General features: G+C 44.9%; 14 protein-coding genes. 8 read left to right on the top strand and 6 right to left on the bottom strand.

The features are described from left to right. Positions 1-200 precede the first annotated feature (200 nt). The 4 genes from aceF to ampD all read right to left on the bottom strand — a co-directional run bounded on the left by aceF (position 201) and on the right by ampD (position 6,607). Positions 201-2,120, bottom strand: coding sequence for a pyruvate dehydrogenase complex dihydrolipoyllysine-residue acetyltransferase (gene aceF, locus OH456_RS18335; RefSeq protein ID WP_270034019.1), 1,920 nt, complete (start codon positions 2,118-2,120; stop codon positions 201-203). Positions 2,121-2,150: 30 nt separating this feature from the next. Then, complete coding sequence (aceE, locus tag OH456_RS18330) at positions 2,151-4,814, bottom strand: pyruvate dehydrogenase (acetyl-transferring), homodimeric type (RefSeq protein ID WP_124940287.1); 2,664 nt, start codon at positions 4,812-4,814, stop codon at positions 2,151-2,153. Between the two features lie 56 nt (positions 4,815-4,870). Beyond that, on the bottom strand, positions 4,871-5,638 hold the full coding sequence (gene pdhR, locus OH456_RS18325; RefSeq protein ID WP_006074432.1) for a pyruvate dehydrogenase complex transcriptional repressor PdhR: 768 nt from the start codon (positions 5,636-5,638) through the stop codon (positions 4,871-4,873). A 384-nt stretch (positions 5,639-6,022) separates the two neighbouring features. Continuing rightward, entirely contained in the window at positions 6,023-6,607 is a 585-nt protein-coding gene (gene ampD / locus OH456_RS18320) for a 1,6-anhydro-N-acetylmuramyl-L-alanine amidase AmpD (protein WP_006074431.1), read from the bottom strand. 135 nt (positions 6,608-6,742) lie between these two features. On the opposite strand from ampD, the gene nadC reads away from it, so the two are divergent. The 8 genes from nadC to yacG all read left to right on the top strand — a co-directional run bounded on the left by nadC (position 6,743) and on the right by yacG (position 13,793). After that, positions 6,743-7,633, top strand: coding sequence for a carboxylating nicotinate-nucleotide diphosphorylase (gene nadC, locus OH456_RS18315; RefSeq protein WP_124940288.1), 891 nt, complete (start codon positions 6,743-6,745; stop codon positions 7,631-7,633). Between the two features lie 241 nt (positions 7,634-7,874). Continuing rightward, a complete protein-coding gene (locus OH456_RS18310; RefSeq protein ID WP_270034018.1) occupies positions 7,875-8,354 on the top strand; it encodes a pilin in 480 nt (159 codons plus the stop codon). Beyond that, the gene (pilB, locus tag OH456_RS18305) at positions 8,354-10,045 is read left to right on the top strand and encodes a type IV-A pilus assembly ATPase PilB (protein ID WP_270034057.1); all 1,692 of its coding nucleotides are present in this window, start codon (positions 8,354-8,356) and stop codon (positions 10,043-10,045) included. The genes OH456_RS18310 and pilB overlap by 1 nt, the downstream gene beginning before the upstream one ends. A 10-nt stretch (positions 10,046-10,055) precedes the next feature. Further along, a complete protein-coding gene (locus tag OH456_RS18300) occupies positions 10,056-11,282 on the top strand; it encodes a type II secretion system F family protein (RefSeq protein ID WP_236110195.1) in 1,227 nt (408 codons plus the stop codon). A gap of 42 nt (positions 11,283-11,324) precedes the next feature. Continuing rightward, complete coding sequence (locus OH456_RS18295; protein ID WP_236110196.1) at positions 11,325-12,194, top strand: prepilin peptidase; 870 nt, start codon at positions 11,325-11,327, stop codon at positions 12,192-12,194. A 2-nt stretch (positions 12,195-12,196) separates the two neighbouring features. After that, entirely contained in the window at positions 12,197-12,805 is a 609-nt protein-coding gene (coaE, locus tag OH456_RS18290) for a dephospho-CoA kinase (protein WP_088876263.1), read from the top strand. A gap of 31 nt (positions 12,806-12,836) precedes the next feature. Further along, entirely contained in the window at positions 12,837-13,577 is a 741-nt protein-coding gene (gene zapD / locus OH456_RS18285; protein WP_031494891.1) for a cell division protein ZapD, read from the top strand. Positions 13,578-13,598: 21 nt separating this feature from the next. Continuing rightward, the gene (gene yacG, locus OH456_RS18280) at positions 13,599-13,793 is read left to right on the top strand and encodes a DNA gyrase inhibitor YacG (RefSeq protein ID WP_006074419.1); all 195 of its coding nucleotides are present in this window, start codon (positions 13,599-13,601) and stop codon (positions 13,791-13,793) included. A gap of 198 nt (positions 13,794-13,991) precedes the next feature. On the opposite strand, the gene rplS is transcribed toward yacG, so the two are convergent. Further along, a complete protein-coding gene (gene rplS, locus OH456_RS18275) occupies positions 13,992-14,345 on the bottom strand; it encodes a 50S ribosomal protein L19 (protein ID WP_006074418.1) in 354 nt (117 codons plus the stop codon). A gap of 42 nt (positions 14,346-14,387) precedes the next feature. Then, positions 14,388-15,137 carry a tRNA (guanosine(37)-N1)-methyltransferase TrmD gene (trmD, locus tag OH456_RS18270; RefSeq protein ID WP_038224311.1) on the bottom strand — a complete coding sequence of 250 codons (750 nt, stop codon included), beginning with the start codon at positions 15,135-15,137 and terminating at the stop codon, positions 14,388-14,390. Between the last annotated feature and the right edge of the window lie 26 nt (positions 15,138-15,163).

The raw sequence follows: 15,163 nt of genomic DNA, 5'->3' as shown, positions 1-15,163 counted from the left end.
AACAGACGTTCTATTAAACAAATAACTTAAACAATTATGATTTCAGACCGCCAACATTTTACAGAGATGTTAATGGTGTGAAAAGTAAATCAATTTAGCCTGTGAGCTAGACAACAATTCACGTTGGAAATGTTGTATTAATTTGTTTTCCCCTCACTCGCTCCCCTTTGATTAGGGGGAGCGAGAGTGGGAAAGTTATCTTACAGTACTAGACGACGAATATCGCTTAAGCAGCTGTTTAGATAAGTAATGAAACGTGCACCTTCTGCACCATCAATCACACGGTGATCGTATGATAGAGACAGAGGTAGCTGCAGACGTGGTTCGAATTCTTTACCGTTCCACACAGGCTTCATTTCAGACTTAGATACACCAAGGATACCTACTTCAGGCGCATTTACGATAGGCGTAAATGCTGTACCACCGATGCCACCTAGGCTTGAGATAGTGAAACAGCCACCTTGCATGTCAGCCGCAGTTAATTTACCTGCACGTGCTTTCTTAGAAATTACCATTAGCTCTTCAGATAGCTCGTAGATGCCTTTCTTGTTTACATCTTTGAATACTGGAACAACAAGGCCGTTTGGCGTATCAACCGCGATACCAACGTTCACGTACTTCTTAAGAATGATGCTCTCGCCATCTTCTGATAGAGAAGAGTTAAACGCTGGGAATGCTTCTAGTGCTTTTGCAACAGCTTTCATGATGAACACAAGTGGAGTGATCTTCATGCCTGAATCTTTCTTCGCTTCGATAGCGTTTTGCTCTTTACGGAACGCTTCTAGGGCTGTGATATCAGCGTTATCCCACTGTGTAACGTGCGGGATCATTACCCAGTTACGGTGAAGGTTAGCACCAGAGATCTTCTTGATCTTAGAAAGCTTCTGAACTTCAGTCTCACCAAACTTGCTGAAGTCAACCTTCGGCCAAGGTAGTAGACCAAGAGCAGAGCCGTCACCGCCTTTGCCAGATGCCGCAGCACCAGACTCAAGACGCTTAAGTGCATCTTTAACGTAAGACTGAACGTCTTCTTTAAGGATACGGCTCTTACGACCAGTACCTTTAACCTTAGAAAGGTTAACGCCAAATTCGCGAGCTAGACGACGAACAACTGGAGACGCGTGTGCGTAATCGTTGTTTTCTTGGAAATCGTTTGCTGCAGGTGTAACTGCTGAAGCTTCAGCTTTTGAACGGTCCGCCGATGCGGCAGGAGCTGCTGCTGGAGCAGATGCTGCCGCTTGAGCAGGAGCCGCTACTGGAGCCGCACCAGCAACCGGAGTGCCGGCCACCTCAAATACCATGATCAGAGAGCCAGTCGTTACTTTGTCGCCAGCTGCAATTTTGATTTCCTTTACTGTACCTGCAAATGGTGCTGGAACTTCCATTGAAGCCTTGTCGCCTTCCACAGTAATTAGAGATTGCTCTTCTTCTACTGTATCGCCAACCGCTACCATTACTTCAGTAACTTCAACTTCGTCACCGCCGATATCTGGTACGTTTACTTCTTTTTCAGCAGATGCTGCTGGAGCCGCCGCAGGTGCTGCAGGAGCTTCTGCTACTGGAGCTGCCGCGCCAGAGCCCGCAGTTTCGAATACCATCACAAGAGAGCCAGTTGTTACTGAATCACCTTCAGCAATCTTGATCTCTTTAACCGTACCTGCAAATGGTGCTGGTACTTCCATCGAAGCTTTGTCGCCTTCTACAGTTAGAAGAGATTGCTCTTCTTCTACTGTATCGCCAACTTTAACCATGATTTCAGTAACTTCTACTTCGTCGCCACCGATATCTGGAACGTGAACTTCTTTAAGTTCTGCTGCCGCTGCTGCTGGAGCTGGAGCCGCTGCTGGAGCCGCTTCAGCCGCAGGAGCAGGTGCAGCTGCAGCTGCACCCTCGGCTTCGAAAATCATGATAAGAGAACCTGTAGTAACAGAATCGCCTTCCGCTACTTTGATTTCTTTAACGATACCTGCTTGAGACGCTGGAACTTCCATAGAAGCTTTGTCGCCTTCAACAGTGATAAGAGACTGCTCTTCTTCTACCTTGTCGCCAACGCTTACAAGAATCTCAGTAACTTCAACCTCATCCGCACCGATGTCAGGTACATTAATTTCGATTGCCATTGCTTATTTACCTTCTAATTAAGCGCTGTATTAAGCGTAAAGTGGGTTAGTTTTTTCAGTGTCGATGTTGAACTTAGCAATTGCTTCAGTCACAACAGACTTCTCAACATCACCGCGCTTCGCTAGTTCAGTTAGTGCTGCAACTACCACGTAGCCTGCGTTAACTTCGAAGTGACGACGTAGGTTTTCACGGCTGTCTGAACGGCCGTAACCATCTGTACCAAGTACTTTATATGACTCTGAAGGCATGAACGCACGAACTTGCTCAGAGTAGTTCTTCATGTAGTCAGTCGCTGCGATAGCTGGCTCAGTACCCATTACTTGTGCAATGTAAGGTACTTTAGCTTCTGCTTCTGGGTGAAGCATGTTGAAACGCTCTGCGTCTTGACCATCTCGAGTTAGCTCGTTGAACGATGTTACAGAGAACACGTCAGATGCGATGCCGTACTCTTCGCTTAGGATAGTCGCTGCTTTACGTACTTCGTTCATGATAGTACCAGAGCCCATTAGCTGAACTTTAGACTTATCACCAGCGTAAGATTCAAGCTTGTAAATACCCTTACGGATGCCTTCTTCAGCGCCTTCTGGCATTGCTGGCATTGCGTAGTTTTCGTTCATCACAGTTAGGTAGTAGAACACGTTCTCTTGGTTCTCACCGTACATGCGACGGATACCGTCTTGCATAATTACCGCAACTTCGTAAGCGAATGTTGGGTCGTAAGAGATACAGTTAGGTACTGTGTTCGCCATGATGTGCGAGTGACCATCTTCGTGCTGTAGACCTTCACCATTTAGTGTTGTACGGCCAGCTGTAGCACCTAGTAGGAAACCACGAGCTTGTTGGTCACCTGCCATCCATGCCATATCACCTACACGTTGGAAACCAAACATTGAGTAGTAGATATAGAACGGAATCATTGGTAGATCGTTAGTGCTGTATGAAGTTGCAGCGGCAACCCAAGAAGCCATTGAGCCTAGCTCGTTGATACCTTCTTGCAGAACCTGACCAGAGGTTGCTTCTTTGTAGTAAGAAACGATGCCTTTATCTTCTGGTGTGTATTCCTGACCGTGTGGGTTGTAGATACCAATCTGACGGAATAGACCTTCCATACCAAACGTACGAGCTTCGTCACAGATGATAGGAACAATGTTCTTACCAATGTTCTTGTTCTTAAGCAGGATATTAAGCGTACGAACGTATGCCATCGTAGTTGAGATGTCACGCTTCTGCTCGCTTAGTAGCGGCGCGAATTCTTCTAGCTCAGGAACTTTAAATTCTTGAGTGAACTTAGGTAGACGCTGTGGCGTGTAACCTTTAAGTGCTTTACGACGAGCGTGTAGGTATTCGTATTCCGCACTACCTTCTTCCAGTTTTAGGTATGGAAGCTCTGCTACTTTCTCATCAGTTAGAATGTCTTGAAGACCTAGACGGTCACGTAGGTGTAGTACGTGAGTCATGTCCATCTTCTTAACTTGGTGTGCGATGTTTTTACCTTCAGCTGCATCACCCATACCGTAACCTTTAACTGTCTTAGCTAGGATTACTGTAGGACGGCCTTTAGTTTCTGCCGCATTTTTATACGCTGCATACAGCTTAGAAGAATCGTGACCACCACGCTTAAGCGCGAAGATTTCGTCATCTGTCATGTCAGCAACAAGTGCTGCTGTTTCTGGGTACTTGCCAAAGAAGTGCTCACGTACGTACGCGCCATCTTTAGACTTAAATGTTTGGTAGTCACCATCTACAGTTTCGTTCATTAGCTGCAGTAGTTTGCCTGACGTATCTTTCGCCAGTAGCGCATCCCAGTTGTTACCCCAGATAACTTTAACAACGTTCCAGCCAGCGCCTTTAAATAGACCTTCTAGCTCTTGGATGATGCTACCGTTACCCATTACAGGACCATCTAGGCGCTGAAGGTTACAGTTGATTAGGAAGCATAGGTTATCTAGTTTCTCACGCGCAGCGAAAGACAGTGAACCACGTGATTCTGGCTCATCCATCTCACCATCACCTAGGAAGGCGTAAACACGTTGAGCTGAAGTGTCTTTAAGGCCGCGACCATTTAGGTACTTAAGGAAACGCGCTTGGTAGATCGAAGAAATTGGACCTAGACCCATAGATACTGTTGGGAACTGCCAGAACTCAGGCATCAGTTTAGGGTGTGGGTATGAAGGAATACCTTTACCGTCTACTTCTTGACGGAAGTTATCTAGCTGTTCTTCAGTTAGACGACCTTCAACGAATGCGCGAGAGTAGATACCTGGTGAGATATGACCTTGATAATAAACTAGATCGCCACCGTCTGTTTCGTTAGGAGCACGGAAGAAGTGGTTGAAGCACACTTCATAGAATGCTGCTGCAGACTGGTAAGAAGCCATGTGACCACCAAGGTCTAGGTCTTTCTTAGAAGCACGCAATACGATCATGATTGCGTTCCAGCGAATAATCGAACGAATACGACGCTCAAGCGTGGTATCACCAGGGTAAGCTGGTTCTTGTGCAGCTGGAATAGTGTTGATGTAGTTAGTGTTGATACCTGTTGGCATATCAACGCCGTCTAAACGTGCTTTCTCTAGAACTGTTTCTAGTAGGAACTGCGCGCGTTCTACACCTTCTTCGCGAACAACGGACTCAAGTGCTTGTAGCCAATCTTGAGTTTCCAGTGCATCTACGTCATGCTTCATGTCAGACATGGCGATCTTTCCTTCTGTTGGTTGGATCTACTTAATAAAAGTAAGCGTTTCTAGTTTTAAGAATCACTATCTTGTTGAATTCGTCTTAAAGAGCGCTCACGTCGAGACTCTTCTCTAGTCAAATCCAACAATGTTTCTTCGATATAAGCTAAGTGTGAATGAGACATTTCACGTGCCTTTTCAGGCTTTCCAGAAACAATCGCTTCCACGATATTAGCTCGGTGTTTACTGACTTTCTCCACCACTTCACTTCGGCGGTGCAATAACTTTAAATTCTGTAAAACATTTTGCTCTAGCAGTGGTGCTAGGCTTCGCACGATATGAAGCAAAACAACATTGTGTGCGGCTTCAGTTAACGCAACAAGAAAAGCCATAACCGCAGCAGCTTCTGCTTCGATGTCATCGGTTTCTTGTACTTTACGAATAGTGCCTAAGCAATTTTCAATTTGAGCAAAATCTTCATCGGTACCACGCAATGCTGCGAAATAAGCAGAAATCCCTTCCATAGCATGACGTGCTTCGAGCAAGTCAAGCTGCGTTTCATTATGGGAAGATAGAAGGTCTAGCAACGGATCCGAGAAACTTTTCCAAATATTTTCGCTCACAAACGTACCTCCACCTTGGCGGCGGGTAAGTAGTTTCTTCGCTTCTAAGCGCTGAATTGCTTCTCGAATAGAAGGTCGAGAAACATCAAACTGTTTAGCCAGCTCTCGTTCAGGTGGAAGCTGTTGACCTGCTGAAAGTGTCCCTTCAACAATCAAGCGTTCCAATTCCTGTTCAATCACATCAGAAAGTTTCGGCTGACGAATCCTTTGATAAGCCATATTTATTATTCTACTTTTCTTTCGAAGTTAATTGGTATTACCAATTTCAAATTGGCGTAAAAATTAACACATTTAAAACACCGATGTCTAGTGAAAAATTGATTCAAATCATAGAACCGGCCTTGCATTAACCATTCTGAAACATTTATAGATTAAAACATCAACACTCATGGTCAGACCAATTACATACAAGAAACTTATCGGGCAAATTGCGTGCTATAAAAACACTTATAAATCAATAACAAAGGAATCGTTTTGTCGGACAAGGAAACTTGACCAATATCAATAAAGGAAGGAATAACCCTAGGCCGGGTTATTAATAATTTGAATAACAAAATAAATCTGCAGCGAAACCCAACCGCTCAGTAATTGAACAATGGTTTTTTATGACAATGATTTTCTAAATCGAGCCCAGTCAAAAACAAGACCGGGATCACTCTTTCTCAGCGGGGCAATATATTGGTGCCCTGTAATACGTGGTTGGGTAATTAATGGATACGATTGAATCAAGGCACTACTGAGGCGTTGCAGACTGAGGTACTGTTCATCGGTGTAAGCCACATAGTCCGACCCTTCAAGCTCAATACCGATCGAGTAATCATTGCACTTCTCTCGGCCAGCAAAACTCGATACTCCTGCGTGCCAGGCTCGAGCAAGAAAAGGCACAAACTGGACCACTTCTCCATCACGTCGGATCAAACAGTGCGCAGATACTCGCATGTTCTCAATCACTTTGAAGAAAGGGTGAATTGACGAGTCGAGCTTGCCTAGGAAAAAGTCTTCGATGTAAGAGCCACCAAACTGGCCTGGCGGTAAGCTGATGTTATGAATAACCAGTAGTGATATATCACTAGTGTCTGTTCGGACATCATAGTGAGGAGATGGAACAATTCGCGCATGACAATACCACCCTTGAGCATCAATAAGCTCCAAGCTTTGTTTACCTTCATTTGTATTGCTACTGCGCATACATCTAGACTCCATCTACCTCTATGTCGTTATGATTTTATCCGACAACAAAGAAAATGCGAGAATTGATGCTGAAATTCCGCACAAGCAAGAGTATCATGCGCACTTTGTTACCCCACAAAGACAGTTTTAGCGATGAAGAACACACATAACAGTCAAGAACGCCTCGAATATCTTAAGCAGCAACTACCAGCAGAAATCTCTCGTGCCGTGGCAGATACACTACGCGAAGACCTCGGTGGTACACTAGATGCCACAGCGGATATCACTGCAAGTTTAATTCCGGCTGAGACTCAGAATGTTGCAACGATTATTACTCGTGAGCACGGTGTGTTCTGTGGCCAAATGTGGGCTGATGAAGTCTTTAAGCAACTTGGTGGTGAAGTCCTCATTGAATGGCATGTCCAAGATGGTGACAAGGTGGAACCGAATCAAGTGCTTTGCACACTAACAGGCCCTGCGAGAGTCTTGCTTACAGGCGAACGTAACGCTATGAACTTCATCCAAACTCTGTCTGGCTGCGCCAGCGTGGTTGCGCTGTACGCTGAGAAAATTGCGCATACCGAGTGCCGACTGTTAGATACACGCAAAACCATTCCTGGCCTGCGCAGTGCGTTGAAGTATGCTGTCGCTTGTGGTGGTGGCTTTAATCACCGCATTGGCGTATTTGACGCTTACTTAATTAAAGAAAACCACATCATTGCCTGTGGTGGTATCACTAAAGCTATTGAAACTGCGAAACAGCTTAATCCAGGCAAACCAGTTGAGGTCGAAACGGAATCTCTGGAGGAACTGCAACAAGCTATCGATGCAGGAGCGGATATCATTATGCTCGATAACTTCAGCACCGACATGATGCGCAAGGCGGTTGAAATTAACGCTGGCCGTGCTGCTTTAGAAAACTCAGGAAATGTCACTATGGACACCATCGCTGAGTTTGCGGAAACTGGCGTTGATTATATTTCTGTGGGTGCTTTGACCAAGCACTTGAAAGCAATGGACTTGTCGATGAGATTTAAAGACTAGTCTATTTTTCAATAAGAGAATCTTACTAAAGCGAAGCCTATTTGAGCTTCGCTTTTTTATTTCCAACATTACGCAATCCAGAGTTCTACACCCGAAATCGCCACTTGCTCCGCAACACCATTCTCATTTTTTGCAAGTCTGCTTTTAATTATCCACGCCTCCTCGTAAGCGCTTATCTAGTCGCTTCAACGTCAGCGGTGATGCCTCTACTGTTCAAGCTTTACGTCTCTGAGGAATCACTATGTACCAAGGAATTAACCAAAAAGGGTTTACCTTAATCGAACTAATGATTGTGGTTGCCGTTATCGGTGTACTTGCCGCTGTCGCTCTACCGCAATATCAAAAATACATTGGAAAAAGTGAAGCAGCCTCTGCTTTAGCGACCTTATCGGGGCTTCGCACCAATATCGAAGCGTACACGCTTGAGCAAGGAAGCTTTCCTGATACCGAAACTACACCTGCCTTAAAAAACAGATTAGGTTTCCCCAGCGCTATTATTGAAGCCATTGAAGCCGAGGCTGGAGTCAGCAGTGCAGGCAATATTATTTTGTCATTTGATCAAGTCCCCAACGCAAGTCCTTCGGTTAGTAATTATAAATTGGCATTAGCACGAAATGCTCAAGGCGGATGGGCATGTATTAGTACTGCCACGGAAGAATCCGGAGTATTACCAAAGGGCTGTCAATATTCCGAAAGCGTCTCAGTAACGGTACCTGAATGATCCCGTCCACTCTCCCATCTATTTTAAGACAGGCTAACGCCATCGATGAAACGCAAGAAACTGCGTTATATGACCTGTCCATGTTATCTGGTTGCTCCGTTCCAGAAGGAGCAACTGAGCTCAACCTTTGTCAGGCTCAAGAGCTTGTTGCTGTTCTAGCCGACGTTTTTGGACTCCCAATAGTATCGATAAAGGACAACGACTATGCGAGTTTGTGCCAACAACTCGGTTTACGGGACATCATAACTCAATACCAAGCCTTACCTATTTCACTGCGCGACAACGTTCTAACCGTTGCGGTCAGCGATCCCACCCCCTCGCAGTTAGAAAGTGATTTTAAGTTTGCCTCAGGATTACAAATCGAACTGGGTTTGGCTAACCATCAAGACATAAACGCCGCAATACGCAAAATTTATGGAGAGGGGCAAGAGCAATGGAGCCAACAGACTAAGGAACTCACCTCCCACGAACTGGCAAACTTAGTACAAGTGAATGAGAGTGAACTTGAGCATTGCGATGAGCTAATGCTGGATGACTCGCCTGTCAGCCGTTTCATTCACCAAATCCTATTAGAAGCCGTCAGCAAGAAAGCGTCCGATATTCATTTTGAGCCATACGAACACCAGTACCGAATTCGACTTCGCTGTGATGGTATTCTTATTGAGGCACATCAGCCATCGATCCAATTAAGCCGCAGACTATCTGCTCGCCTGAAGATTCTCGCTAAGCTAGATATTGCTGAGCGCCGTCTTCCTCAAGATGGTCGAATCAAACTCAAACTATCACCCCACTCCGCCACGGATATCCGTGTATCAACCCTGCCAACCATGTGGGGAGAAAAGGTAGTACTGAGAATTCTCGACCTAAATTCTGCCCGTTTGGATATCGAGCAATTAGGGTATAACGACACTCAACAAGCTCTTTACTTGCAAGCGTTGCACAAGCCTCAAGGAATGGTGTTAATGACAGGGCCTACTGGAAGTGGCAAAACCGTCTCTCTCTATGCGGGACTCAAACTTCTTAATACCCCAGAGCGAAATATCTCAACTGCCGAAGACCCTATTGAAATACATCTAGATGGGATAAACCAAGTTCAAGTTAACCCTAAGATAGGCTTTGGTTTTTCTGCAGCCTTGCGCACTTTTTTACGCCAAGATCCGGATGTGGTTATGGTGGGAGAAATACGAGATCTCGACACAGCAGAGATTGCGGTTAAAGCGGCTCAAACAGGTCATCTAGTTCTGTCAACTTTACACACTAATTCCGCGCTTGAGACCATTACACGGCTACAAAATATGGGAATAGAGAGCTTCAACCTCGTGTCTTCACTTTCGCTAATTATCGCGCAGCGGCTCGCTCGCCGTTTGTGCTCTTTATGTAAGCGCCCAGATCACCTCCGTAAAGATCTGCTCCGCAGTCTCGATATATCCTCCTGCCAGAGGATTTACAAAGCCAATGATGTTGGTTGTAGCAAATGTAATAGAGGCTATTCGGGTCGTATCGGTATTTACGAAGTGCTGGTTTTTTCCAACGAGTTAAGCGCCGCCGTTCTTCAGAAAGCCAGTATTCAAGATCTTGAAGTCATCGCTGTGTCACAAGGAATGATGACACTTAAACAAGCGGGGCTTGAAAAACTCACTCTTGGGCTGACAAGCTACCAAGAACTGCAGCGTGTCCTTTATTTCGAATGAGAATGCCCCTATGCCTAACCCGCTTCCTATGCCATTAAGAAAGTTCCGCTGGAGAGGTGTTGATCGATCTGGCGCAAAAGCAAAGGGGCAAATCCTTGCTTTAACCGAAATGGAGGTCAGAAATCAATTAGGTCGGCAGCAAATCCATATCAGAAAAATTTCTCGCCATCGCATTTCGTTTTGGACCAGATTAACCCACAAGATTTCACGCAAAGACATCACTCTATTCACTAGGCAATTGGCTACTTTGCTGACGACAAGAGTTCCTCTTGTTCAAGCCCTTAAGCTTATCTCTGAAAGCCACTCCAAAGCCGAAATGAAATCGGTCCTTAATCAGGTCGCTAGCCGAGTGGAGAGTGGCGTCCCTATCGCTCAAGCGCTACAAGCACTAAGTACACATTTTGACCGCTTCTATATCGATATGATTGCGACGGGCGAATCGTCCGGAAACATTGCGGTGACGTTAGATAGGTTAGCAACATATCGTGAAAAACATGATGCTCTGCAGTCTAAAGTCGTTAAAGCCATGATATATCCAAGTATGGTGCTGATAGTTTCTTGTGCCGTAACCTATTTGATGCTCACGAGTGTGATTCCTGAATTTGAATCGATGTTTAAAGGGTTCAATGCCAATTTACCTTGGTTCACATCCGAGGTGCTGGAGCTATCAAACTGGAGCCAATCATACGGACTGGTTAGCGTTGCTTCTCTAGGTTTATTGATTGCTAGCATTAAGTTTATTTGCCTTAAAAATGCTACTGCCGAATTATGTATAAGTAAATTAGCCATCAAACTGCCCGTTGTTGGCGACATCATTACCAAAGCAACCATTGCCAAATTTAGCCGAACATTAGCGACCAGTTTTAGTTCTGGAATACCGATACTCACAGGCATACAAGCGAGCGCAAGAACAACAGAGAACGCTTACTTTCAACAAGCTATTTTTTCTATACACACTCATGTCGTAGCGGGCGTACCTGTTCATTTAGCAATGCGAAACAGTCTCGCTTTCCCTGAGATGGTGCTGCAAATGGTCATGATAGGTGAAGAAACTGGCAAGTTAGATGAAATGCTCAATAAGATCGCTAGCATCTATGAGGCGGATGTCGATAACATCGTAGACAACTTAGGAACAATCATTGAGCCTTTGGTTATTGTCTTCCTTGGCACAATAATTGGCGGGTTAGTGATTGCAATGTACTTACCTATCTTTAACTTAATGTCGGTAATAGGCTAACATAGGCAATAACTCACTGATTTTACGGTTTCATACTCAAGAATGGACGCATTTTCTTATTATCCTTGGCTCTTCCCTGCTTTTGCGGCTCTCTTCGGCTTGATCGTTGGCAGTTTTTTGAATGTCGTCATTTATCGATTACCGATAATGATGGAGCGTGGTTGGCGCGAAGAATGTGCCGAAGCTTTTCCTGAGTACAAAATTGCCCCTCCCGAAGATAAATTTAACCTTAGCGTGCCGCGCTCAGCATGCCCTAAATGCCATACACCGATTCGAATTATCGATAATATTCCTGTACTCAGCTGGTTGTTACTTAAGGGCAAGTGTCATCATTGCAGTCATAAAATCAGTGCTCGTTACCCACTTATTGAGCTCCTGACAGCAGCCATGTGTGCAACCGTAGCGTGGCAACTTGGGTATAGCGAATACAGCTTAGCGTTAATCGTCTTTACCTTCGTGCTTATCAGCGCCACTTTCATTGACTTCGATACCATGCTGTTGCCAGACCAGCTTACCTTACCTCTAATGTGGTTGGGCATTGCACTAGCATTATTAGGTATCTCTCCAATTTCGTTAACGGATTCTGTAATTGGTGCCATGGCTGGCTACCTCTGCTTATGGTCCATTTTCTGGCTGTTTAAACTACTAACAGGTAAAGAAGGCATGGGCTACGGTGACTTTAAGTTGCTGGCAGCTCTCGGAGCATGGTTAGGCTGGCAACACTTGCCTTTGATCGTCTTAATGTCATCCGTTGTTGGGGTTTTATTTGGTCTCGTTCAATTGCGAATGCAAAAGAAAGGGATTGATGTTGCATTTCCTTTCGGCCCTTATCTCGCCATTGCTGGTTGGATTAGCGCTTTGTGGGGCGAGCAAATTATTCAATACTACCTCAAGTCGTATATAGGGGTGTAACCATGGGATTTGTTATTGGACTTACCGGCGGTATTGCCAGCGGAAAAACCACCGTTGCCAACCTTTTTCACGATAACTTTGCTATTGATTTGGTCGATGCAGACCTTGTTGCTCGAGAAGTAGTAGAAGTAGGTTCGGCAGGTCTTGACGCTTTAACGCAACACTTTGGTATTGGGATCCTTCAAGAAGATGGTTCTCTTAATCGCAGTGCTCTTCGGGAGCGCATCTTTGCTAACGAGGACGAAAAGCTTTGGGTAAATAACTTGCTGCACCCGATGATCAGAGAGCGTATGCAATCACAACTGGATGCATCCACCAGCCCTTATACTCTGTTCGTAGTTCCACTTCTCATCGAAAATGGGCTACAAACTATGGCTGACCGTGTTTTAGTTGTAGATGTCTGTGAAGAAACACAAATTTACCGAACAATGACACGTGATGGGGTGCCTGAGTCACAAGTGCGTTCTATACTCAAAGCACAAGTAGACCGAGAAACTCGTTTATTGCATGCTGACGATGTGATTGATAATAATACTGATAACGCTCAACTTTTGTCCCAAGTCACAGAATTACACCAAAAGTACCTAGCATTATGCGAACAAAATCGGTGAAAATAGCAGGGAAGCGTTTAAAGGCTAGCAGATGATCACAAATAGATTCGAACACCCTCTTAATGAAAAAACAAGAATGTACCTAAGAGTTGAATCTCTATTGAGACAGCTTCAGCACTCCTCGTCTTTTTCAGATAATTATCAGTATCAAATTTTCTTCAAATCACTGTTTGATTTACTGGAGATCTTTGAACAAATCCAGCTCAAAAGCGAACTCGCTAAAGATCTTGAAAAGCAACGTCAAACTTATCGTGCATGGCTTAATGTCGATGACGTCGATCAGGAAATGCTAGGCTCGATCTTAAGGGATCTAGATGGTGTACATAAAGATTTAATGATGGCCGAACGATTCGGTCAATCTCTGAAAGAAGATCGCTTCCTCAGCGCAATCCGCCAACGATTTGGACTGCCGGGTGGTTCATGCTGTTTCGATCTTCCGTCATTGCATTACTGGTTACATCTACCGATTGAAAAACGTATGCATGATGCTGAAGCTTGGTTAGCGTCAGTCAAACCACTTATGAATGCCCTTCAGTTATGGCTGAAGCTCACTCGTGAGACTGGTCGTTTTAAGAAGCAAATTGCTCGCTCCGGGTTTTATCAAAGTGACGCTGAAGAAGCCAATATCCTTCGTCTAACCATTCCAATGGAGTATGGTGTCTACCCAATGATTTCAGGACATAAAAACCGCTTTGCAGTGAAGTTTATTGCCTTTGAATCAGGTCAAGCCTACCCTAATGATATAGAATTTGAATTAGCTGTTTGCAGCTGAAAGTAACACTCAGGAATCACTATGAGTAAACCAACCGTTGTTCCATGCCCTCAATGTAAAGCTGAAGTTGTATGGAACGAAGACAGCCCTTTTCGCCCGTTTTGCTCAAAGCAGTGCCAAATGATTGATTTTGGTGAGTGGGCCGACGAAGAGAACACCATTCCTGGCGCACCAGATATGTCTGACAGCGATGGCTGGTCAGAAGATAATTACTAACTTCGTCCAGCAATTACCACCACTTACCTCTCATCATCCCTGCGTAGACAGGGATCTTACCAAAGAGTACTGACCGGGCTCATAGGTAGCAGTTCTAACCGGACACATAAGTAAAAGTGCTAAGGTGTTAACTTCAAACATAAAAAAAGCGGAGCCCTTGGGCTCCGCTTAATACTTGAGAACGCTAGTAAAATAGCATTACTTCTTAGCAAGTTTCTCTTTGATACGAGCAGACTTACCAGAACGCTCACGTAGGTAGTACAGCTTGGCACGACGTACTGCACCACGGCGTTTAACTTCGATGCTATCAACCATTGGAGAGTGAGTTTGGAACGTACGCTCAACACCTTCGCCGTTCGAGATCTTACGAACAGTGAAAGCAGAGTGAAGACCACGGTTACGGATAGCGATTACAACGCCTTCGTAAGCCTGTAGACGCTCACGGTCACCTTCTTTTACTTTAACCTGAACTACAACAGTGTCACCTGGTGCAAATTTAGGTAGGCCTGATTTCATTTGCTCTTCTTCAAGAGCCTTGATGATGTTACTCATGTTCTTAAATTCCTAGAATAAACTGATACTAAATTAAATAGGTTACTTGCTATTAACTCGATGCTCTTTTATGAACTCGGCAAGTAATTGTTCCTGTTCGTCAGTCAGAGCTAGGTTTTCCAGGAGCTCCGGTCTTCTTAGCCAAGTACGGCCTAACGACTGCTTAAGTCGCCAGCGACGAATGTCCTTATGGTTACCAGACTTGAGGACACTTGGTACCTCTAAATCGTCTAGAACTTCAGGGCGCGTATAGTGTGGACAATCTAGTAAGCCATTTGCAAAAGAATCTTCTTCTGCTGAAGCAAAATCGCCTAGTACTCCCGGAACAAACCGTGAGACTGAGTCGATTAGCGTCATGGCTGGGATTTCCCCACCTGTCATCACAAAATCTCCGATTGACCATTCTTCGTCAACCTCTGTTTGGATGATGCGCTCATCTACCCCTTCGTAGCGTCCACAAATCAACACAAGGTTGTCGTTTTTCGCTAGTTCTTCTACCCCAATCTGATCGAGCTTACGACCTTGAGGAGAAAGGTAAATAACTTTCGTCTTACCCGGTGATGCCTGTTTGGCTGCGTGAATGGCATCGCGCAATGGCTGAACCATCATTAACATGCCAGGACCACCACCGTAGGGTCTATCATCGACAGTGCGATGTTTGTCGTGAGTGAAATCACGAGGATTCCATGTCTCAATCGACAGTAGACCTTTTTTAACCGCTTGACCTGTTACTCCATAATCAGTAACGCTGCGGAACATGTCTGGAAAAAGGCTAATTACGCCAACCCACATCTGTTCTCTCGCTCTTTCAGTTACCA

Source organism: Vibrio sp. La 4.2.2, from assembly GCF_027586995.1.
Classification (GTDB): Bacteria; Pseudomonadota; Gammaproteobacteria; order Enterobacterales; family Vibrionaceae; genus Vibrio; species Vibrio mediterranei.
The sequence above is the reverse complement of the archived record's forward strand: the minus strand, read 5'-3'. Positions and strand labels throughout refer to the sequence as shown.